At 72.5% G+C, this 19,638-nt stretch carries 20 protein-coding genes; 11 read left to right on the top strand and 9 right to left on the bottom strand.

What is annotated here, in order from left to right:
- The first annotated feature begins 41 nt into the window (after positions 1 to 41).
- Positions 42 to 1,037, top strand: a complete 996-nt coding sequence (locus AB0H84_RS14305; protein ID WP_357603279.1) for a helix-turn-helix transcriptional regulator — start codon at positions 42 to 44, stop codon at positions 1,035 to 1,037.
- 3 nt (positions 1,038 to 1,040) lie between these two features.
- Here the strand turns inward: AB0H84_RS14305 and AB0H84_RS14300 are convergent, their stop codons facing one another.
- On the bottom strand, positions 1,041 to 2,510 hold the full coding sequence (locus AB0H84_RS14300; RefSeq protein ID WP_357603276.1) for an AlkA N-terminal domain-containing protein: 1,470 nt from the start codon (positions 2,508 to 2,510) through the stop codon (positions 1,041 to 1,043).
- Positions 2,511 to 2,562: 52 nt separating this feature from the next.
- Positions 2,563 to 3,192, bottom strand: a complete 630-nt coding sequence (locus AB0H84_RS14295) for an alpha-ketoglutarate-dependent dioxygenase AlkB (RefSeq protein WP_357603273.1) — start codon at positions 3,190 to 3,192, stop codon at positions 2,563 to 2,565.
- Positions 3,193 to 3,279: 87 nt separating this feature from the next.
- On the opposite strand from AB0H84_RS14295, the gene AB0H84_RS14290 reads away from it, so the two are divergent.
- The gene (locus tag AB0H84_RS14290; protein WP_357603270.1) at positions 3,280 to 4,686 is read left to right on the top strand and encodes a crosslink repair DNA glycosylase YcaQ family protein; all 1,407 of its coding nucleotides are present in this window, start codon (positions 3,280 to 3,282) and stop codon (positions 4,684 to 4,686) included.
- Positions 4,687 to 4,758: 72 nt separating this feature from the next.
- The gene (locus tag AB0H84_RS14285; protein ID WP_357603267.1) at positions 4,759 to 5,151 is read left to right on the top strand and encodes a MarR family winged helix-turn-helix transcriptional regulator; all 393 of its coding nucleotides are present in this window, start codon (positions 4,759 to 4,761) and stop codon (positions 5,149 to 5,151) included.
- A gap of 9 nt (positions 5,152 to 5,160) precedes the next feature.
- Here the strand turns inward: AB0H84_RS14285 and AB0H84_RS14280 are convergent, their stop codons facing one another.
- The gene (locus AB0H84_RS14280) at positions 5,161 to 6,582 is read right to left on the bottom strand and encodes a serine hydrolase domain-containing protein (protein ID WP_357603264.1); all 1,422 of its coding nucleotides are present in this window, start codon (positions 6,580 to 6,582) and stop codon (positions 5,161 to 5,163) included.
- Between the two features lie 178 nt (positions 6,583 to 6,760).
- Here AB0H84_RS14280 and AB0H84_RS14275 point away from each other — a divergent pair, with 178 nt between their 5' ends.
- Complete coding sequence (locus tag AB0H84_RS14275; RefSeq protein WP_357603261.1) at positions 6,761 to 7,879, top strand: 5-methyltetrahydropteroyltriglutamate--homocysteine S-methyltransferase; 1,119 nt, start codon at positions 6,761 to 6,763, stop codon at positions 7,877 to 7,879.
- A 156-nt stretch (positions 7,880 to 8,035) separates the two neighbouring features.
- Entirely contained in the window at positions 8,036 to 9,256 is a 1,221-nt protein-coding gene (locus AB0H84_RS14270) for a trypsin-like peptidase domain-containing protein (protein ID WP_357603258.1), read from the top strand.
- 65 nt (positions 9,257 to 9,321) lie between these two features.
- On the opposite strand, the gene AB0H84_RS14265 is transcribed toward AB0H84_RS14270, so the two are convergent.
- From AB0H84_RS14265 to AB0H84_RS14240, 6 genes are all read right to left on the bottom strand, one after another.
- The gene (locus tag AB0H84_RS14265; RefSeq protein WP_357603255.1) at positions 9,322 to 10,059 is read right to left on the bottom strand and encodes a GNAT family N-acetyltransferase; all 738 of its coding nucleotides are present in this window, start codon (positions 10,057 to 10,059) and stop codon (positions 9,322 to 9,324) included.
- Between the two features lie 44 nt (positions 10,060 to 10,103).
- Positions 10,104 to 11,708 carry a PQQ-binding-like beta-propeller repeat protein gene (locus tag AB0H84_RS14260; protein ID WP_357603741.1) on the bottom strand — a complete coding sequence of 535 codons (1,605 nt, stop codon included), beginning with the start codon at positions 11,706 to 11,708 and terminating at the stop codon, positions 10,104 to 10,106.
- 152 nt (positions 11,709 to 11,860) lie between these two features.
- Positions 11,861 to 12,109, bottom strand: a complete 249-nt coding sequence (locus AB0H84_RS14255) for a hypothetical protein (protein ID WP_357603252.1) — start codon at positions 12,107 to 12,109, stop codon at positions 11,861 to 11,863.
- A 60-nt stretch (positions 12,110 to 12,169) separates the two neighbouring features.
- Complete coding sequence (locus AB0H84_RS14250; RefSeq protein WP_357603250.1) at positions 12,170 to 12,532, bottom strand: hypothetical protein; 363 nt, start codon at positions 12,530 to 12,532, stop codon at positions 12,170 to 12,172.
- A gap of 6 nt (positions 12,533 to 12,538) precedes the next feature.
- Positions 12,539 to 13,123 (bottom strand): hypothetical protein, encoded by a 585-nt coding sequence (locus AB0H84_RS14245; protein WP_357603247.1) that lies wholly within the window; start codon positions 13,121 to 13,123, stop codon positions 12,539 to 12,541.
- A 14-nt stretch (positions 13,124 to 13,137) separates the two neighbouring features.
- Positions 13,138 to 13,596, bottom strand: coding sequence for an Hsp20/alpha crystallin family protein (locus tag AB0H84_RS14240; RefSeq protein ID WP_357603244.1), 459 nt, complete (start codon positions 13,594 to 13,596; stop codon positions 13,138 to 13,140).
- A gap of 183 nt (positions 13,597 to 13,779) precedes the next feature.
- Between AB0H84_RS14240 and AB0H84_RS14235 the strand changes: the two genes are divergently transcribed.
- The 6 genes from AB0H84_RS14235 (at position 13,780) to AB0H84_RS14210 (ending at position 19,638) form a co-directional block, all read left to right on the top strand.
- The gene (locus tag AB0H84_RS14235; protein WP_357603242.1) at positions 13,780 to 14,754 is read left to right on the top strand and encodes a CapA family protein; all 975 of its coding nucleotides are present in this window, start codon (positions 13,780 to 13,782) and stop codon (positions 14,752 to 14,754) included.
- 118 nt (positions 14,755 to 14,872) lie between these two features.
- Positions 14,873 to 16,195, top strand: a complete 1,323-nt coding sequence (locus tag AB0H84_RS14230) for a hypothetical protein (protein WP_357603239.1) — start codon at positions 14,873 to 14,875, stop codon at positions 16,193 to 16,195.
- Positions 16,196 to 16,454: 259 nt separating this feature from the next.
- Positions 16,455 to 17,183: a response regulator transcription factor gene (locus AB0H84_RS14225; RefSeq protein WP_357603236.1), complete on the top strand. Its 729-nt coding sequence runs from the start codon at positions 16,455 to 16,457 to the stop codon at positions 17,181 to 17,183.
- Positions 17,184 to 17,259: 76 nt separating this feature from the next.
- The gene (locus AB0H84_RS14220) at positions 17,260 to 17,826 is read left to right on the top strand and encodes an NAD(P)H-dependent oxidoreductase (RefSeq protein ID WP_357603233.1); all 567 of its coding nucleotides are present in this window, start codon (positions 17,260 to 17,262) and stop codon (positions 17,824 to 17,826) included.
- Between the two features lie 10 nt (positions 17,827 to 17,836).
- Positions 17,837 to 18,805: an ATP-binding cassette domain-containing protein gene (locus AB0H84_RS14215; RefSeq protein WP_357603230.1), complete on the top strand. Its 969-nt coding sequence runs from the start codon at positions 17,837 to 17,839 to the stop codon at positions 18,803 to 18,805.
- Positions 18,802 to 19,638, top strand: coding sequence for an ABC transporter permease (locus AB0H84_RS14210; protein ID WP_357603227.1), 837 nt, complete (start codon positions 18,802 to 18,804; stop codon positions 19,636 to 19,638). Before AB0H84_RS14215 ends, AB0H84_RS14210 begins: the two co-directional genes overlap by 4 nt.

Below are 19,638 nucleotides of genomic sequence, written 5' to 3'. Positions count from 1 at the left end.
CAGGTTTGTGTCATGGCAGGTATCTGACACACTCATCGATCATGAACGCGGACGACAACGCGCTCGCGGCGGTCGGGGTCGACGCCGAGGACGAGCGGATCTACCGGGACCTGCTGCGGCGGCCGCGTGCCACGCTGCCCGAGTTGGCCGCGCACACCGGCCGCACCACCGTGGCCCTGCGCCGGGCCTGCTCCAGGCTCGAGGCGCTCGGTCTGGTCAGCCGCATGGCGGGCCGGCCCGTCCGGTGGGTGCCGACCAGGCCCGACGTCGCCGTGGCCGCCCTCATCTCGCGCCGCGAGGAAGGGCTGGCCCAGGCGCGGCTGGCCGCGCTCGCGCTGCTGGCCGAGACGCCGCGGACGGAGAACCAGGCCCCCGAGGAGCTGGTCGAGGTCGTACAGGGTCAGGCGGCCGTGGTGCAGCGGTTCACGCAGCTGCAGCAGACGGCGACCGAGGAGCTGCTGGTGCTGGACCGGCCGCCGTACGCGCAGGACCCCGCCCAGCAGAACGTCGCCGAGATGGAGCGCCTCGCGCACGGCCTGCTGGTGCGCGGCATCTACGACGCCTCGGCCCTGGAGATCCCCGGCAAGCTCCGCCTCGCCCAGGAGGCGGCCGCGGCGGGAGAGCAGGCCAGGGTCAGCCCCGAGGTGCCGATGAAGCTGGCCATCGCCGACAGGAGGACCGCGATCCTGCCGCTGAGCACCGACGCGTCCGCCTACGCCGACAGCGCGGTCATCGTGCACTCCTCGACACTGCTCGACGCGCTGGTCACCCTGTTCGAGGTCCTGTGGCGGTCGGCGCTGCCGCTGCCGGTCAAGCCCTCGGCGGCCGTCTCCTCGCCCGCCGAACTGCCGGATCCGGAGCTGTTCACGCTGCTGGCGGCCGGGCTCAAGGACGAGTCCGTCGCGCGTCAGCTCGGGGTGAGCCTGCGTACGGTGCACCGGCGGGTCAGCGAGCTGATGGACCTGCTGGGCGCCCGCACCCGGTTCCAGGCCGGGCTGCTCGCCGCGCGCCGCGGGTGGTGGGGCGCGGATTCCTGACGGTCACAGGCGGTCGCCGTGCGCCATCAGGTGGACCGCCGCCAGAGACCGCCATGGGCGCCACCGTTCCCGGCAGGCGGCGGGGTCGAGGCCGAGGCCGGTCAGCGCGGCGCGGAGGGACGCGTCGCCGAGCGGGAACGCCTCGCGGCTCCCCAGCCGGAAGGCCAGGTCGTGGCGGAGGTCCTGATCGGCGTACGGCAGGCCGGGCGGCGCGTCCGGGCCGGTGCCGTGGTCGAGCGCCCCGTGCCCGCGGACGACGTCGGCCGCCAGCGCCTCGATCAGTGCCGCCTCCTCCTGCGTGACCTCGGCCCGGGCGATCGCGGCATCGGTTTCCTCCTGCGTGACCTCGGCCCGGGCGATCGCGGCATCGGTTTCCTCCTGCGTGACCTCGGCCCGGGCGATCGCGGCATCGGCTTCCTCCTGCGCGATCTCGGCCCAGGTGATCGCGCAGGCATCGGGAAAGGTGTGCGTGAGGCCGCCCGGCAGCCCCGGCACTTTCGTCCCCAGCCTGTGCGTCAGCGCCCCCAGCCGGTCCGCCGCCTCGCGTGCCGTCCTGCCGCGCCCGAGCACCGCACGGACACCGGCCTCCAGGGCGTTCCACGCCGCCGGCACGGCGAGGCCGGGACGTGCCCGTACCAGCGGACCCAGCACCGGATCCGCCGACAGCGCCGCCACCCCCGCCGTGTGGTCGCTGTCCACGCCGAGCATCCGTCCCGCCTGCCCCACCACGTGGATCAGCCCCTCCCAGTACGGCAGGTGGGCACGGAGCAGCAGGTGACCGTCTCCGCCCGGCGACACCTCCAGCACCCCCGGCGCGCCCTCCACGGTGATCGTGCGGCGGTAGGTGTCGCCGTCCACCTCCTCGACCCCCGGCACGGCGCGTACGGCGAGGAACTCCCGCACGGCGGTCCAGTCGTAACCGGGCACGAACGGCATCCGCAGCACCAGCCCGCCGTCGGCCACCAACCGGTCGGCGCGGCGGCGCCGGTCGCGCAGGTCGGTCGGCGAGGCGCGGAACACCTCCCGCATGGCCCTGTTGAACTGCCGCAGGCTCCCGAACCCCGAGGCGAAGGCCACGTCCAGCACCGTCAGATCGGTGTCGTCGAGGAGCCGCCTGGCGAAGTGCGCCCGCCGCGAACGCGCGAGCTGGTCCGGGGTCGCCCCCATGTGCTGGACGAACAGCCGGCGCAGGTGCCGCGGCGACAGGCCCATCCGCGCCGCCAGCGCCGCCTCGGTGCCGTCGTCCAGCACGCCGTCGATGATCAGCTGCCACGCCCGGCACACCAGCTCGGGCGCGCCGGCCGCGACCGGCGCGGCCACCCGGTAGGGCCGGCACCGCAGGCACGCGCGGAACCCGGCGGCCTCGGCGGCGGCCGGGTGCTCGTACGTGCGCGTGTTGCGGGCCAGCGGCCTGGCACCGCACCCCGGCCGGCAGTAGATGCCGGTGGTGAGGACGGCGGAGTAGGTGGTCATGCCCTATGTGTACGTCACCCGCGGCCGGCGCACCGGCCGGATCCGGACACGCTCATGACCGCTCGCGGGTGGCCTGGAAGCGGCTGGAGAAGTTGACGCTGATCCGCACGCCCGCCGGAGCGGCCTGCTTGGGCACGCAGTGCCGCCAGTCGCGCTGACACCTTCCGCCCATCACCACCAGGTCCCCCGCCGACGGCGTCAGCACGACGCTGCGCCCTCCGGTCCTGGGTTTGAGCAGGAACCGGCGGGTCGCGCCGAGGCTCAGGACCGGGACGACGCACTCGTCCCGCCTGCAGGTCTGCCAGTCGCCGTGCCAGCCGGTGCTGTCGCGGTGGTCGCGGTAGAGGTTGATCCAGAGCCCGTCGTACGGCACCCCGTAGTGCTCCGACAGCGCGGCGGTGATCTCGGCGAGCAGGGGATCGGGCACGTCGGCCAGGTCGGTGTACTCGGCGGTGAGCCGGGGCTCGGCGTACTTCTTGTCGAACATCCACCGGTCGCGCTGCTCCCACCCGGCCTTCTCCAGCAGCGATTCGAGCAGCCGCCGGCCGCCGCGCAGCCAGCCGGGGACGTGCTCGACCCAGGAGGTGGCGTCGAGCTGGACGCGGCGCGCGGCGGCGAACGTGGGGTCGAACCGCGGCTCCTCCACGGCCGGGTCCGTCTCCAGGAAGAGCGGCGGTTGCAAGGGGGACCTCCCGATGTCGCGTACCGGGAAATGGTGCGCGCGAACTTTGGGACAGGTCCGGCCAGATCCGGACAACTCTTGTCCCACGTGAAACACATCGAACTCTCTTTCGATTACACTGCTGGCCATGCCAACCCCCTGGCCCTCAGCCTGGAGACCGCGCGGCGGCTGGCCGTGACCTGCCAGCACCTGGCCGGGCCGCGGCCGGGCGGCGGCGTCGACGGGCTGCGGCAGGTGCTGCGCACGTTGCGGTGCCTGCAGCTCGACCCGATCAACGTGGTGGCCCGCAGCCACCTGCTGGTGCTCTGGAGCCGCCTCGGGGCCTACGACCCCGCCGACCTCGACACGTTGCTGTGGGAGGAGCGGTGGCTCTTCGAATACTGGGCGCACGCCGCGTCCGTCGTGCTGTCGGAGGACTATCCGATCCACCAGGTCATGATGCGTGGCTACCCGCGAGGCGAGTCCGCCTACGCGCAGCGGGTCCGTGACTGGCTGGCGGCCAACGACGAGCTGCGGCAGCACGTGCTCGACCGGTTACGCGAGGCGGGGCCGCTGCCGCCCGGGGCCTTCGACGGCCACGTGAGCGTGGCCTGGCAGTCCTCCGGGTGGACCAACGGCCGCGGTGTCGAGCGCATGCTCGACTTCCTCTGGCTCCAAGGCCACATCATGGTCGCGGGCAGGGCGGGCCGCACGCGCCACTGGGACCTGGCCGAGCGCCGGCTGCCCGCGTGGGCCGCCGCCACGCCGCTGCCACGGCGGGAGGCGGTGTCCCTGGCGGCCGAGCACTCCCTGCGCGCGCTCGGCGTGGCCCGCGCCGCCGACATCGAGCGCCACTTCGTCCGCGACCGCTATCCCGGCCTCGCGGAGGTCCTGCACGAGCTGGAGCACTCGGGCCGGATCCTGCCCGCCGAGGTCGAGGGCGGCCAGGAGCGCTGGTACGTGCACCGCGACGCCCTGGGCCTGCTGGAGCAGGACTGGCAGCCGCGCACCACGCTGCTGTCGCCGTTCGACAACCTCATCTGCGACCGGGCCCGCACCGAGCGGCTGTGGGGCTTCGAGTTCCGCACGGAGATGTACGTGCCCAAGCACAAGCGGCGGTACGGCTACTACATCATGCCGGTCCTGCACGGCGAGCGCCTGGTCGGTCGGCTCGTGCCACGCCTGGACCGCCGCCGGGCCGTGCTGGAGATCGAGGGCGTGTTCCCGGAGCCGGGCTTCCCCGGCGACGAGGCGTCCGCCGGGGCCGTCGGCGCGGCGGTCGCCGAGCTGGCCGCGTTCGCGGGTGCACGCGAGGTCTCCTACGCGGACACCATCTCGGCGCCATGGCGGTCCGGACATGGGTCCATCGGCCCGGACGCCAGGCACGGGTCCGTCAGCCCGGACGCCAGGCGCGGGTCCGTCAGCCCGGACGCCAGGCACGGGTCCGTCAGCCCGGACGCCAGGCGCGGGTCCGTCGGCCCGGACGCCGGGCCGACGGCGCTGCTGCGAACGTGACCCGCCGCTACCCGCGGCGGCAGTCGCCCGGCCGCCTGGGGCGGTCGTCGGTCCAGCCGGACTCCGGTGCCCATGCGAGGTAGTACATGGTCGTCCCCTTGGGCAGCCCCTCTGCGCTCTCCCGCCCACGGCCATGTGCTCATGCTGCTCTCCGATCAGGGCGCGACGAGCCAGCAGTCGCTCGTGGAGACCCGCGGCGTCGACCCGAGCGCGGTGGTCGCCGTACTCAACGACCTCGAGAGCAACGGGCTGGCCGAGCGCCGCCGTGACCCGGCCGACCGCCGCCGCCACATTGTCGAGATCTCGGCCAGCGGCAAGGTCATGGTCGACGGCATCCACGACGCCATCGCCGCCGTCGAGTCCACGCTCTTCGCCGATCTCGACAGCGAGGAGATCAGCACCCTGCAGCGGCTGCTGTCCCGGATCAACACGTCCGTCGAGGAGACCGGCTGCACCGAGGACTGACCTCCGGCGTCAGGCGGAGACCTTCGGCGTGGCGCGCATGCCGACGTAGCACGCCGGGGTCCCGTCGGGCAGGGTCGAGAAGACCACGGGCATGTAGCCCTCGCTGAACGCCGGACCGGCGCCCGTGGCGGCGAAGACCGTCTCCGAGACCGGGATCAGCTCGCCTTCCAGCGGCGGCGACAGGTCCTTCATCCCGTCGACGAACTCGTACCGGATCCGGTCGGGGCTGATGGTGATGACGACGCCTTCGCGCTTGTACGTGCCGACGTACGGCGTCATGTCCACCGCGGGCGGCGCGGCCGGCGGGCCGAACGGCTCCGGCATGCGCACCCCGGCCAGCTCGTCGAGCAGCTCGCGGAACAGGTCGGAATACAGCTGCCTGGCCGCGCCCCCGTTGGTCATCAGCGCCACGGCCACGCCCGCCTCCGGGATGACGCGCAGGTAGGCGTACTGCCCGATGGCGGCGCCGTCGTGGCCGTAGCCGAAGACGCCGTCCCAGTCGTAGAGGGTCCAGCCCAGGCCCCAGCCGTCCGCGCTGACGGTCCACTTGTCCGGCACGTCCACCTCGCGCCGCTGCATGGCCGCGACCGCGGCGGCGTCGACGACGCGCGTGCCGTCGGGGGCCAGGCCCCCGGCCAGGTGCATCCGGGCGAAGCGCACCATGTCGCCGGAGGAGGTGATGATCCTGCCGTACGGGCCCGCCGAACGCGGCATCATGTCCCAGACCGGCGCCGGGTCGGGCTCCCGGCCCGGCTCGCCCAGGTGGCTCATCGCCGCCTGGAACGCGAGCGCCTCCTCCGGCAGCGTCATCGAGCGCTCCAGCCCCAGCGGGGTGAAGATCAGGTCCTTCAGTGCCTGGTCCCAGGTCTTGCCGGTCACCACCTCGACGAGGCGGCCGAGCACGACGTAGCCGAGTCCGCCGTAGGAGATCGCCGTGCCCGGCTGGCAGTCCAGGGCCACCTCGCGGGCGGCCTCCACATATCTGGCCAGGCAGTCGTCCCCGCGGCCCGAGTCGTACGTGAAGTCGTTGGTGACCCCGCCGGTGTGGCTGAGCAGCTGCCGCACGGTGATCACCTTGGTCGCCGCCTCGTCGGGCGTGGCGAACTCCGGCAGCACGTCCACCACCCGGGCGTCGAGGTCCAGCTTGCCCTCCCCGACCAGCCGCATCACCAGTGTCGCGGTGTAGACCTTGGCGATCGAGCCGGACAGGAACACCGAGTCGGGGCTCACCGCCACGCCGGTGCCCCGGTGCAGCACCCCACTGGCCAGCTCGTAGACCTGCCCGCCGGTCAGCACGGCCAGGGTCGCGCCCGGCACGTGGCAGGCGGCGCGCAGCTCGTCGAAGCGGTGCTGCCAGCGCTCGGGGTAGAAGCTCCGCCCGGTCGAGCTCAGCGCGCCCCAGTCACCGGCGGCGGTCCAGTTCGTCTCCATGATCCATCTCCTCAACGTTCGCGTACATCGATCTCGTTGTGCGAACACTGTACGCATAAGAGTTTGATGTACGCAAGCCGCCTGCGGGTGGACGGCCGCGGCTGGGCGGCGGAGAGTGGCTGTTGCACATCGACCTCACGGCCGGGCGCCACGCGCCCCTTTGAACCGAGGAGGAAGCATGCCTACCGACCACCACGCCGAACACGTCGGCAGCCTCCTGCGCCCGCCCGAGTTACTGCAGGCCAGGCGGGCCCGGGAGCGCGGCGAGCTGAGCGCCGAGGAGCTGGCGGGACTGGAGGACGGCGCGGCGCTGGCCGCGCTCGACCTCCAGCGCGAGGCCGGCATCGAGGTCTTCACCGACGGCGAGGTACGGCGGGCCACCTGGATGGCCGGCCTGATGGAGTCGCTCGGCGGGGTGGAGCCCGTGCCGGTGCCCAACTCCACCTGGTTCAGGGACGGCGGGGAGGTGCCGGCCGAGGAGACCGCGTTCGAGCTGGTGGCCGCGAGCGGCAAGCTGACCCAGAAGAGGCAGCTCAGCGCCGTCGAGGCGGACTTCCTCGCCCGGCACGCGCCCGGTCAGTTCAAGATCACGATGATGAGCTCGTCCATGGGGAACCTCCTGTGGCGGCCCGGGCTCAGCGACGCCGTCTACCCGACGCCCGGCGACATGATGCGCGACCTCGTCGCGCTGCGGATCGACGAGATCAAGAGCCTGCTGGACCGGGGCGTGAACTGGATCCAGCTCGACTCCCTGGGCTACAACCAGGTCATCGACCCGGAGTTCCGCGCGCGCATGCTCGGCTCCCACGCGCCGGACCCGGAGACCATCCTCGACTCGACGATCTCGGTGGACGCCGAGCTGGTGCGCGCGACCAAGGCCATGAACCCCGAGGTCACGGTCGCGATGCACATCTGCAGGGGGAACAACCGCAGCGCGTGGATGTCCAGGGGCGGTTACGAGCCGATCGCCGAGCGGCTGTTCGGGGAGGTGCCGGTCGACCGGTTCCTGCTCGAGTACGACACGGAGCGGGCCGGGGGGTTCGAGCCGCTGCGGTTCGTCCCCCAGGGCACGACCGTCGTGCTCGGACTGGTCTCGTCCAAGATCCCGGCGCTGGAGTCACAGGACGAGCTGCGCCGCCGTATCGACGAGGCCGCCAAGTACGTACCGCTCGAGAACCTCGCGATCAGCCCGCAGTGCGGCTTCGCCTCCACCGCCAGGGGGAACCTGCTCACGGTGGACGACGAGCGGCGCAAGCTGGAGCTCGTCGCGGACACGGCGCGGAAAGTCTGGGGCTGACCCCCTCGATGAGAGAGAATTTCCGGCCGGGGCGTGCCGGTGCTGCCTGCGGCGATAAGGGCGGTGTCAGGGCGGGCCGGGCCAGGGGATCTTCCCCTTAATCAGGTCTTACTCGCCGTTCGTCACTCTTGTGTCATCGGGACTCTAGGAGATGACATGGACGCGAACGCCCCTCGCGAGGAGAACGCCGGCGGCTGGAGTCAGTTCGGTGACAGGCCGCCCACAGTCGGAGGCTTCACCCGGCCGGGGCCGGTGCTGCCGCCGCCCCCGCCGCCGAGGCGGCCGGGGTTCGTGCTCACGCGCAAGGCGATCGCCGGGCTCGCGCTGGCCGCCGTGACGGCGTTGACGGCGGCGGCGCTCGGGGGCGGCGCCGTCGGCGCGTACGTGGCGGAGGGCGCGCGCCCGGTGCCGACCGTCACCAAGACGACCGTGGCGAGCCCGGCCTTCCGCACGGCCTCGGGCCAGCTCACGGTCGCGCAGGTGGCGGAGAAGGTGCAGCCGTCGGTGGTGATGATCCAGGGCCGGAACGCCGAGGGGTCCGGCGTGGTGCTGTCGGAGGACGGGCTGATCCTGACCAACAACCACGTCGTGGCCGGGCAGGGCGACCAGTTGACGGTGAAGTTCAGTGACGGCAAGACGGCCAAGGCGACGGTGGTCGGCACCGACCCGGCCACCGACCTCGCCGTCATCCGCGCGGCGGACGTGTCGGGGCTGGCCAAGGCCACGCTGGGCGACAGCGACCAGCTCAAGGTGGGGGACGACGTCCTGGCCATCGGCAGCCCGCTCGGACTGGACGGTACGGTGACGGCGGGCATCATCAGCGCGCTCGACCGTACGGTGACCTCCGGGAGCGGCGGTCAGGACCAGCAGCTCCCGCCGGGCTGGGGCCGGCAGGGGCAGGCGGCCGAGACGACCACGCTCGGCGGCATGATCCAGACGGACGCGGCGATCAACCCCGGCAACTCGGGCGGCGCGCTGGTCAACGCCGCCGGCGAGCTGGTCGGCATCAACAGCGCGGTCGCCGCCGACGGGGTCAACCTCGGCTTCGCGATCCCGGTGAACACCGCCAAGCAGGTCTCCGAGCAGCTCATCAGCAAGGGGAAGGTGAGCCACGCGTTCCTCGGGGTGAGCGTCACCGACGCCACCGGCGACGTGCCCGGCGCGCTGGTCCGCCAGGTGACCGCGGGCAGCCCGGCGGAGAAGGCCGGGCTGAAGCAGGGTGACCTGATCACCAAGATCGGCAGCACGCCGGTCCAGGGCGGAGACACGGTCGTCGGGCAGGTCCGGGGGTTCAAGGTGGGCCAGCAGGTGGAGGTCACCTACCAGCGGGACGGGAAGACGAGCACGGTCACCGTGACCATGGAAGAGAAGAAGTAACCCGCCGTCTCGACGCCGAGCGCCGGAAGCCGCCGTGGCTCCCGGCGCTCGTTCTGTGCGTGGTGTCAGCTGAGGACGATGTGGAGGGCCTCGCCCACCTTCCGGTAGCCGACGCGGGCGTAGACCCGGGCGGCGCCGTCGTCGGCGGGTGTGAGGAACGGGGTCGTGACCCCGGCCGCCGCGCCCCCGCGGGTCAGGAGCGCCGTGACCGCCCCGGCGATGCCGCGCCGCCGGTGCGGGGCGCGGACCGCGATGCCCGCCACCTCGGCGACCCCTCGGTGCGGGCGGCCGAGCTGCCCGGCGCCGACGGCCTCCTCGCCGTCCACGGCGAGGGCGACCAGGCCGCCGCCGTCGAGGACCCGCCGGAGCCGGGCGACGTCGTGCTCGGTGGCCTCGGGCGCCTCGAACGCCTCGTTCATCACCCGCGCGGCCTGCCAGAGAGCGGCGTCGTCGGTCACGAGCTCGACCCGTACGTCCACCGGAGCGTCCACCACCTCGTCCGGCGGGCAGACCAGCAGCGGGTAGCGGCCCTCCACGGTGAACCCGGCCGCGAACAGGGCGCCTTCCACCTTCGGGGCCGCCTGCGGCACGTACTCGAGCCGGGGTGTCCTGGCCCGCCCGCGGAACTCCGCGATCAGCGCGGCGACCTCGTCCTCGGTGGGCGCGGCACCATCGTCGGGGATGGCGTAGTTGAACGAGAGCGCGTCGTCATGCTCGTCGAACCGGATCGTGAACGGCCCGGACCGGACGGCCCGGTCCCCTGCCGCCGCTCTGAGATAGGCGTGCACCTCGGCCCCGAACAAACGCGCTCCTCTCCTCGTACGAGGAGGTACACGTTACTCCCGCGTCAGGTCAGGCCGACGATCGTGGCGCTCGGGCTGAAGGCGACCACGACGGCCCCCGCGGCCGGGAGCAGCGTGAACCGGCCCTCGCGCCCGTCGAGGTCCATGTCGAACGGGATGTCCGTGCCGCCCGCCGCGTCCCAGGGCATGACGTGCGCCGTGACCCTCATCGAGGTCGTGCCGGTCGCCGTCACCTCCGCCACCAGCATGCCGTCCTTCAGCGGAAGCGACGCTGCCCTCCAGCCGGAGGGATCGCCCTGGTCCGGCGTCGAGGCGGTCCTCGCCCCGCCCCTGGCGTACGGCTGCCCGCGTCCGCTCTCGCCCTCGGCGTACGGCTGCCCGCGTCCCCTCTCGCCCTCGGCGTACGCCTGCGCGCGGCCGCTCTCGTACCCGAGCGCGGTCTCGCTCCCGGTGACGTCGTTGATCGCCTTCCCCGTCCGCTGGTCCAGCAGCACCTCCTTCGTGCCGGCGTCGCCCGAGATCCGCAGCCGCACGGCGCCGAGATCGGCGGAGGGGACGATCTCCGCGGAGCCGGACCCGCCCCCGTGCCGCCACAGCTCGGCGCCGTCGGCGGGGTCCAGCCCGGTCACCACTGTCTCGTCGCCGCAGTCGGCCACCACGGCGACGACGTCGCGCAGCACCGCGTACGGCTTCGCCAGCCGGCGGTCGACGTGGCAGCCCTTACGTACGGGACGCTCCCAGACGTGCCTGGCGGGATCCGCCGGGTCCCTTCCGATCATCGTGCCGTCACGGGAGACGCCGACCAGGCCGTGCGCGGCCGGATCGGTGTCCGCGAACGGCTGCCCGGCGTGCTCGGCCCGTACCTCGCCGGTACGGGCGTCCAGCACCACCGTGCGTCCCCTGGTCCGCTCCGCCCCCGTCGCCTGGCCGAAGGTGAGCACCATGACGCTCCCGTCGGGGGCCACCTCGAACCCGGTGGCCCGCGCCGCGGGCCTGCGGTAGTGCCACCGCTCACGGCCGGTACGGGTGTCCAGCGCCACGACGCCGTCGCCGATCCGCACCAGCGCGGTGCCGCCCGCGACCGCCACCTGCCTGGCGGGGGTGCCGTCCGGGACCCGCCACCGCCAGGCGAGCCTGCTCACCGACGCCGCCACGGCCGCCTCAGCAGGGGCGCTCCCGCCCGCGACGACCGCCTCGACGGGCAGCGTCGCGCCGGCGAACGACACCGCGGCCAGCACCGCCGCCACGGCCGCCAGCCCCGCCCCCATGCCCGCGAAGGGCTTGACGGTGAAGTCGGGCACCACCCCCGCTATGAGGACGAACCCGGCCGCGGCGGCCACGAGTCCCGTGCCGAAGAGGATCTCGCCGTGCTCGGGCAGCCCTCCGGCGAACGTCTGCCGCACCCGTACGACCCCGTGCACGGCCAGCGGCACGGCGACGAACGCCACCGCGACGGCCCGCACGCGCACGGTGACCCGCGCCTCGGCATCGTCTCCCCCCACGCGAGCCGTCACACGTGCCAGCCGGACCACGTCGACCACCAGCCAGGCCAGCAGCCCGAGCGCCAGCAGCAGCCCGAGGTCGATCAGCACCGGCAACTCGACAGGCAACGGGCGCCGCAGGAAGTATCCCCATCCCGCCGCGCCCACCCCGGCCAAGGCGACCCCCGGCCCTAACCATCCCTTCCCCACGATCTGTGCAACGCGCCTTCTGACAGACTCGTTCCACGATCAGATAACGATCGAGTCATCAGCGCGCGTACACAGTGCCCTTGGAGAATGGAAGGGGGCGGAGACGCGGATCAGGCGCCGAGGTCGCGGGCGACGTTGTCCAGCCGGATCGCCAGCTCCTCCAGGGCCTGGTCGGACAGCCCGCCCTCCGGCAGCCGGGCCGCGATGTCGTCGCGGCTGGCGATGACCAGCCCCTTGTGCGCGTCGTCCACCTCGTTCGCGGGCAGGACCACGCACTCGCCACGGACGTACACGAGCGTGGCGTCGGGGTGCTCCGACTGCAGCAGTTCGCGAACGCAATCGCCATCGATGAGAGACATCTCAGCTCCTCTGCCCCGGACTCGGCCTCAGCACGGCGCTTACCCAGATAGCCGCCCCAGTCACCCGAAGGTCGGCGGGCCGCCGTCGGAGCGCGTGCGCCGCACGCCGAACCCGACGAGGTACACGGCCGCCGCCAGCGCCACGACGGCGGGCGGGATGGCCAGGAGCGGCCGCGCCGCCAGCAGGGCCAGCACGGTCAGGACCACCCCGGCGAGCAGCGCGAGCGCGGCGGCCAGCAGGCGCACGCCGAGCCAGGTCGAGGGCGGCGGCGACGTCGGCCACTCGCCGTGGCCGCCTCCGGGCACGTCGGGCACGCCGGTGTCGCTCACCACGCCGGAGGTGCTGACCTCCTCGGGAGGCGGCGGCTCACGCAGCACGGGAGCGAAGAACTCGTCCTCGGGATCCTCGTCTGGCCTCTTCATCCTCGATCACCTCGCCGGATCGGCTTCTTCCAGCTCGCGCAGGAACGGGTTGACCACGGCGTTCAGCTCGGCCAGGAGCGCTTCGAGCGAGGCCTGGGCGTCGTCGAGGTTCGGCAGGCCCTCGGCCCGCGCGTGGGTGGGGGTGGGCAGGCCGCCCACCGGCAGGGGCACGCGGAGTTCCAGAGTGCTCAACGCGGTCGGCCGCTCGTACGGCGGCGGCACGTACGTCGGCTCCTGGCGCTGCCAGCTCGACCACCCGGCAGGCAGGCCGACCTGGGGCGGGGCCGCGAGCTCGACCACGGCGAGCAGCCCGGCCGCCTCCTCGGGCCGGTGGCAGGTCGCGTCCAGCACCCGCGGATGGCGGCGTACGTACGGGTGCTCCGCCACCGGGCGCGTGGCCACCTCCCACGCGCCCAGCGCGAAGTGCAACGGGTCCAGCGTGATGCCGCCCGCGGCCGGTTCACCGTCAACAGCCTCGAACGCGTGCCTCCACTTGCGCAGCTCCTCGCCGTAGCGCTCCTGCGCGCTGCCCTGGTCCTCGGCGTCGTCTCCTCGCATGGCGCCGATCCAGAAGGCCTGCGTGCCGGCCATGCGCCTCCCCCGTGTCAGCCCTTGATCTCGATGCGGCGGGCGCGGCCCTTCTCGGTCTTGGGAACGCGCACGGTCAGGATGCCGTCGGCCAGCTCGCCGCCGATCTGCTCGGTGTCGGCGTCGCTCGGCAGGATCGTCCGGTAGACGAACCGGCCGGTGCGCCGCCGCAGCATGTTGCCCTTCTCCTCCTCGTTGATCTCCCCCGAAATGCAGAGCTCGCTGTCGTTGACCTCGACGTTGATGTCCTCGCGCCGCATGCCGGGCAGCTCGGCGCGTACGACGTAGGCGTCCGGGGTCTCCTCCGTCTCCGCGGCAGGCCGCCAGGCGGCGACGTCGGTCTCGGCGCCCTGCTCGAACAGCCGCCCCATCTGATCCCACAGCTGCTGGAACTCCGTGAACGGATCCCATGCGCGCCGCTGCCAGGGCGCGCCCGGCTGCATCGCCCCGCGATTACGCCTTATCGGCAAAGCCACTGCTTTCTCACCTCCGTGGCGTGAGGGGCCCCCTCGCCCCCCTCCTCCAGGTTCATCCACCCAATACCCGCAAACTCCTCGTCTGAACGGTTCCGCCGCAGGCCAGAGGGGGTGTCGAAACCACCCGGCAGGGCAGCTGGACGGATATGACCGAGGGAACGCGACGGCATCGGGGGGCCCGCGATGACGGTCACGCTTGCGCTGGCCGGTGACACGATGCTCGGGCGCGGCGTCGCAGAACGGCTCGAGCTGAGCGCCGATCCGGCCCACTTCTTCGACACGGGTGTGCGCGCGGTGCTCGCCCGGGCCGACCTCGTCCTGGTCAACCTCGAATGCTGCATTTCGGCGCGCGGTCGGCAGTGGGACCCGCTGCGCAAGCCGTTCCACTTCCGCGCCCCGCCGCAGGCCGCGGCGATGCTGGCGGAGCTGGGCGTGCACGCGGTCACGCTGGCCAACAACCACGCGCTCGACTACGGCCAGGACGCCCTCCTGGACACCCTCGACCACCTGGCGGCTGCCGGGATCCGCACGGTGGGCGCGGGCGCCGACCTGGACCAGGCGTGGGAGCCCGCCGTGCTGGAGGCCGGTGGCCTGCGCCTTTCCGTGCTGGGCGTCACCGACCACCCCTCGGAGTTCGGGGCCACCGAGCGCCGGCCCGGCGTCGCGTACGCCGACCTCGGCACCGGGGCCCCGGACCGGCTCATGAGCACGATCGGGAGCATGAGCGGCGACGCGGTGATCGTCTGCGTCCACTGGGGCCCGAACATGACCGCCGCGCCCGTCACCCACGTCCGCCGCTCGGCCAAGGCGCTGGTGCGCGCGGGGGCGACCCTGGTGGCCGGGCACTCCGCGCACGTCTTCCACGGGGTGGCCGGACCGGTCCTGTACGACATGGGCGACTTCATCGACGACTACATCGTGGATCCCGAGCTGCGCAACGACCTCGGGCTGATCTTCCTGGTCACCCTGGACGAGCACGGTCCGGTACGGCTGAGCGCCGTGCCCATAGCGCTCGACTACTGCCGTACGAGGATCGCGGACCAGGCGGAGTCCGGCTGGATCCGCCACCGCTTCATCACCGCCTGCGCCGGGCTGGGCACGGAGGTCCGGACCGAGGAGGGCACGCTCACCGTCGATCTCCGGCCATCAGCGGCTTGACCTGCGCATTTGGGCTGGCGCGCCGCGACCGTAAGTAATCGGTCAATTGCTGACAGCGATCGTAGGGTGAGATATGTGGCCCCAGTTGAGGCCTCGGCACCCAGCGGGAGGATCGATCATGGCGCAGGCACCGAGAATCGACGTCGAGACCAGAGCCGGGACGGTCAGGGGCAGCCTGACCGGGGAGCAGGCCGAGCGGATCACGGACGCGCTCGGGCAGCAGGGGGTCTGGTTCGCGGCCCCGCGGCCGGACGCGGTCAAGGCTCCGAGACCCGCCCAGGTCTGGGACCTGGTGGGCGACCAGCCGCATCAGGGACGCACGGCCACCGGCCGGGCCGCGGTCCACCTGGCGCAGGGGCACGCCGGCCTGACCCGGCCGCTGATCTTCGCCGACGGCTTCGACTACGGGCCGAGCGACCTCGACGCGATGTGGAGCCGACTCAACGCGGGTGCTCCCGGCTTCCTGGACCGGCTCAGGGCGATGGGCATCGACGTCATCCTGCTCGGCTTCGACGAGCGGCAGACGTACATCCAGGCCAACGCGGCCGTGGCGGCCGCCTGCGTGCGGCGTGCCATCCAGGAGCGGCGGGGCGACCTCCCGCTGGTCGTCGGCGGCGTCAGCCTGGGCGGCATGATCACCAGGTACGCGCTCGCGCGCCTGGAGAGCGAGGGCTTCGACCACCAGACCGACAAGTACTTCTCCTACGACACGCCGCACCTCGGCGCCTGGATCCCGCTGGTGCTCCAGCAGCTCGCCTACCTCGACGAGTCGCTGCGGCCGCAGTCCGGCGCTCCCGGCCAGGCCGAGCTCATCCGCAGCCCGGCCGCGCAGCAGCTCCTGTGGGGCTGGGTCGAGGGCGAGGACTACTCGGGTCCGGTGACCACCGCCAGCCGGCTGCGTACGGACTTCCTGGACGACCTGCGCAGGGTGGGCTGGTTCCCGATGCGGCCGTACAAGCTGGGCCTGGCCAACGGGGCCGGGGACGGCGCGGGGCCGGACCTGCCGCCGGGGACGCGGGTGTTCGACCTGCACCACGACCCGCTGCAGCTCACGGCCAGGATCCAGCCGGACCGGGGCGAGCTGCAGAGCCTCGGCGCGATCAGGTTCGGCGCTCCCGTGTGGACGAGCGCCACGTCGGGCGTGCCGGCGTTCGACGGGGCGCCGGGCGGCCGGCTGGACTTCTGGGGCAGGGTGGCCGACGCGATCGGGCTGCCCGTCCAGGAGGGCTTCCGCAGCAGCTGCTTCGTCCCGACGGTCAGCGCGATCGCCCTGGCCAGGGACCCGTTGCAGTGGCAGGCCGACCTTTACCAGGATCTCGCCGACCTGCCGAAGGACGAGACGTTCCTGGACGCGTTCTGCTGCGACACGGGCAACTCCGCGCACGGCGAGGTGTCCCAGGTGCTGGTCGACTGGCTCCTGGAGCAGCTCGCCGGCTGGTGAGCGGCGGCTACCCGCCGATGGCCACGGCGAACCGGTCGAAGATCGCCGCACCGATGCGGAGCCCGACGACGTGCAACCGTTTCTCTTCAGGTGCACGAGGAGTTTCCGGCCGAAAAGCGGGTAGCGGCTCTGCGTAGCTCTGATGCGCTTCAAAAGGGACAGGAAGGGCCCGGCACGCCGCCGGGCCCTTCCGCAGCTCACAGACGATTCACAAGCGGCAATCAGCAAACCTTCATGAACGCACGTCATCGTCACGAGCATGCACACGACCCGCCCGAACTCCCGGTCCGAGCCCGTGCGCCGAGCCGACGGCAGCTCCGTCACCATCCTCGTGGTGGATGACGAGCCCCCGCTGACCGAGCTCCTCTCCCTGGTCATGCGCCAGGAGTCCTGGGACGTCCGCAGCGCGCACAACGGCTCGCAGGCCATCCGCGCGGCCCGCGGCCTCCGTCCCGACGCGATCGTCCTCGACGCCATGAATGGGATCCAATGCCTGCCCCGGCTGCGCGCTGTGCTGCCGGGTGTGCCGATCCTGTTCCTGACGGCCCTGGACTCGCTCCAGGACCGGCTCGTCGGCCTGCGGGCGGGCGCCGACGACTACGTCACGAAGCCGTTCACCCTGGAGGAGGTCGTCATCCGGCTGCGCGGGCTGCTGCGCCGCTCGGGCGCGGCGCAGGCGCGGCCCGGCGCCGGGCTCGTGGTCGGGGACCTCACGCTCGACCAGGAGACCCATCAGGTACGGCGGGCCGGCAAGGAGATCCGGCTCACGCCCACGGAGTTCGAGCTGCTCCGGTTCCTCATGCACCATCCGGGGCGGGTGCTGAGCAAGGCGCGGATACTCGACCGGGTGTGGGCGTACGACTTCGGCGGTCGCGGCAACGTCGTCGAGCTGTACATCTCGTACCTCCGGCGCAAGATCGACGCGCACCGGGAGCCGATGATCCACACCGTGCGCGGCGTCGGCTACACGATCAGACCCGCCGTATGACGGCCTCGCCGCTAGATCCGATCTAGCGGGCCTTCTAGCGCCTACCCAGTGAAGGCGCCGGAAGGGGGAACGCACCATGGATCCGTTGCGGGTGGCCGTGATCATCGGGAGCACCCGGGTCGGCCGCGTCGGCGACAAGGTCGGCGCGTGGTTCGCCGAGCGGGCCGGCCGCCGCGACGACCTCGCGGTCGAGGTCCTGGACCTGGCGGGCTACACCTTCCCCCGGTGCTACCCGGAGGAGAGCACGCCGGACATGTGCAGCTTCGCCGGTTCCGTCGGCGGGGCGGAGGCGTTCGTCGTCGTGACCCCCGAGTACAACCGGAGCTTCCCCGCCTCCCTCAAGCAGGCGATCGACTTCGCCTACGACGAGTGGCAGGCCAAGCCCACCGGGTTCGTGGCGTACGGGTCGGGATCGGCCGGCATGTACGCGGTCGAGCAGCTCCGTACCGTCTTCTGCGCCCTGCACTCCGTGACCATGCGCGACTGGGTGGGCCTCGACCTGCTCGGCGAGGACGTCGACGAGCGCGGACGTCCGCGCGACACCGACGACCGCCTGCGGGCCGTCGCGGCCATGCTCGACCAGCTCACCTGGTGGGGCCGGGCGCTGCGCGCCGCCCGGCGCGCGCAGCCGTACGCCTCCTGAAAGGACCGCAATGCCAGATCCAGCGATACAGACCTCCGGCCTGGTCAAGGTCTTCGGCGACACTCGCGCCGTGGACGGCCTCGACCTCACCGTCCCGGCCGGCGCCGTGTACGGCGTGCTCGGCCCCAACGGCGCCGGCAAGACCACCGCCGTACGGATGCTGGCCACGCTGCTGAGACCCGACGGCGGCGAGGCGAGCGTGTTCGGGCACGACGTGGTGCGCGAGGCGGACGCCGTACGCAGCCGGGTCAGCCTGACCGGCCAGTACGCCTCCGTGGACGAGGAGATGACCGGCGCCGAGAACCTGATCCTGCTCGGCCGCCTCCTCGGCCACCGCAAGCCGGCCGCCAAGGAGCGGGCGGCGGAGCTGCTGGAGGCGTTCGGGCTGACCGAGGCCGCGGGACGGCAGGTCAAGACGTACTCGGGCGGGATGCGCCGGCGGATCGACATCGCGGCCAGCATCCTCAACACGCCCGACCTGCTCTTCCTCGACGAGCCCACGACCGGCCTCGACCCGCGCAGCCGCAACCAGGTCTGGGACATCGTGCGCGTCGTCGTGGCTCACGGCACGACGGTGCTGCTGACCACCCAGTACCTGGAGGAGGCCGACCGGCTCGCGAGCCGCATCGCGGTCATCGACCACGGCAAGGTCATCGCCGAGGGCACTCCGGGGCAGCTGAAGTCGTCGGTCGGGTCCGGCTCGGTCCACGTACGGCTGCGCGACCCCGGCACTCGTGAGCAAGCCGAGCGCCTGCTCGCCGAGGCGCTGGACGCGCCCGTCTACCTGGAGGCGGATCCGGTGGCGCTCACGGCCCGCGTCACCGGTGAGGGCGAGGCGGCGGCGCAGGCCGCGCGCGCCCTCGGGCGGCTGGCCGAGGCCGGCATCGTCGTCGACGACTTCTCACTCGGCCAGCCGAGCCTGGACGAGGTCTTCCTGGCCCTGACCGACCGCCCCGCCGCGACCGAGGAGGCAGCATGAGCACCACCACTGAGACCACGTACGCGCCCGCGGCCGAGCTGCTCGGCACGGTGCTCGCCCCGGGGGCCAAGCCGCCCCGGCCCAGCGCCTGGTCGGCCTCGGTCACGTTCGGCTGGCGGGCCGTGCTGAAGATCAAGCACGTGCCGGAGCAGCTGTTCGACGTGACGGCGTTCCCGCTGATGATGACGCTGATGTTCACGTACCTGTTCGGCGGCGCGCTGGCCGGGTCGCCGACCGAGTACCTGCAGTTCCTGCTGCCGGGCATCATGGTCACGAGCGTCGTGATGATCACGATGTACACCGGTGTGGAGGTCAACAAGGACATCGAGAAGGGCGTCTTCGACCGCTTCCGCACCCTGCCCATCTGGCGCCCGTCGACCATGGTCGGCTACCTGCTCGGCGACGTCCTGCGGTACACGCTGGCCTCGACGGTCATCCTGCTGGTCGGTCTGGTGCTGGGTTTCCGGCCGCAGGGCGGGGTCGCCGGTGTGGTGGGCGGGATCCTGGTACTGCTGGCGTTCTCGTTCGCGTTCTCCTGGGTGTGGACGATGTTCGGGCTGCTGCTGCGGAGCGAGAAGTCCGTGATGGGGGTCAGCATGCTGGTGCTGTTCCCGTTGACCTTCCTGAGCAACGTCTACGTGGAGCCCTCGACCATGCCGGGGTGGCTGCAGGTGTTCGTGAACGCCAACCCGATCACGCATCTGGTGGCTTCGGTGCGGTCGCTGATGGCGGGCACGCCGGATGCCGGGGAGCTGACGTGGGTGCTGGGGTGGGCGCTGGCGCTCATCGTCGTGTTCGGCACGCTCACCATGCGCCTGTACAACCGGAAATAA

This window comes from Nonomuraea sp. NPDC050786, from assembly GCF_040654115.1.
GTDB lineage: Bacteria > Actinomycetota > Actinomycetes > Streptosporangiales > Streptosporangiaceae > Nonomuraea.
Note: the sequence above shows the minus strand (reverse complement) of the source record. Positions and strands in the feature narration are given on the sequence as shown.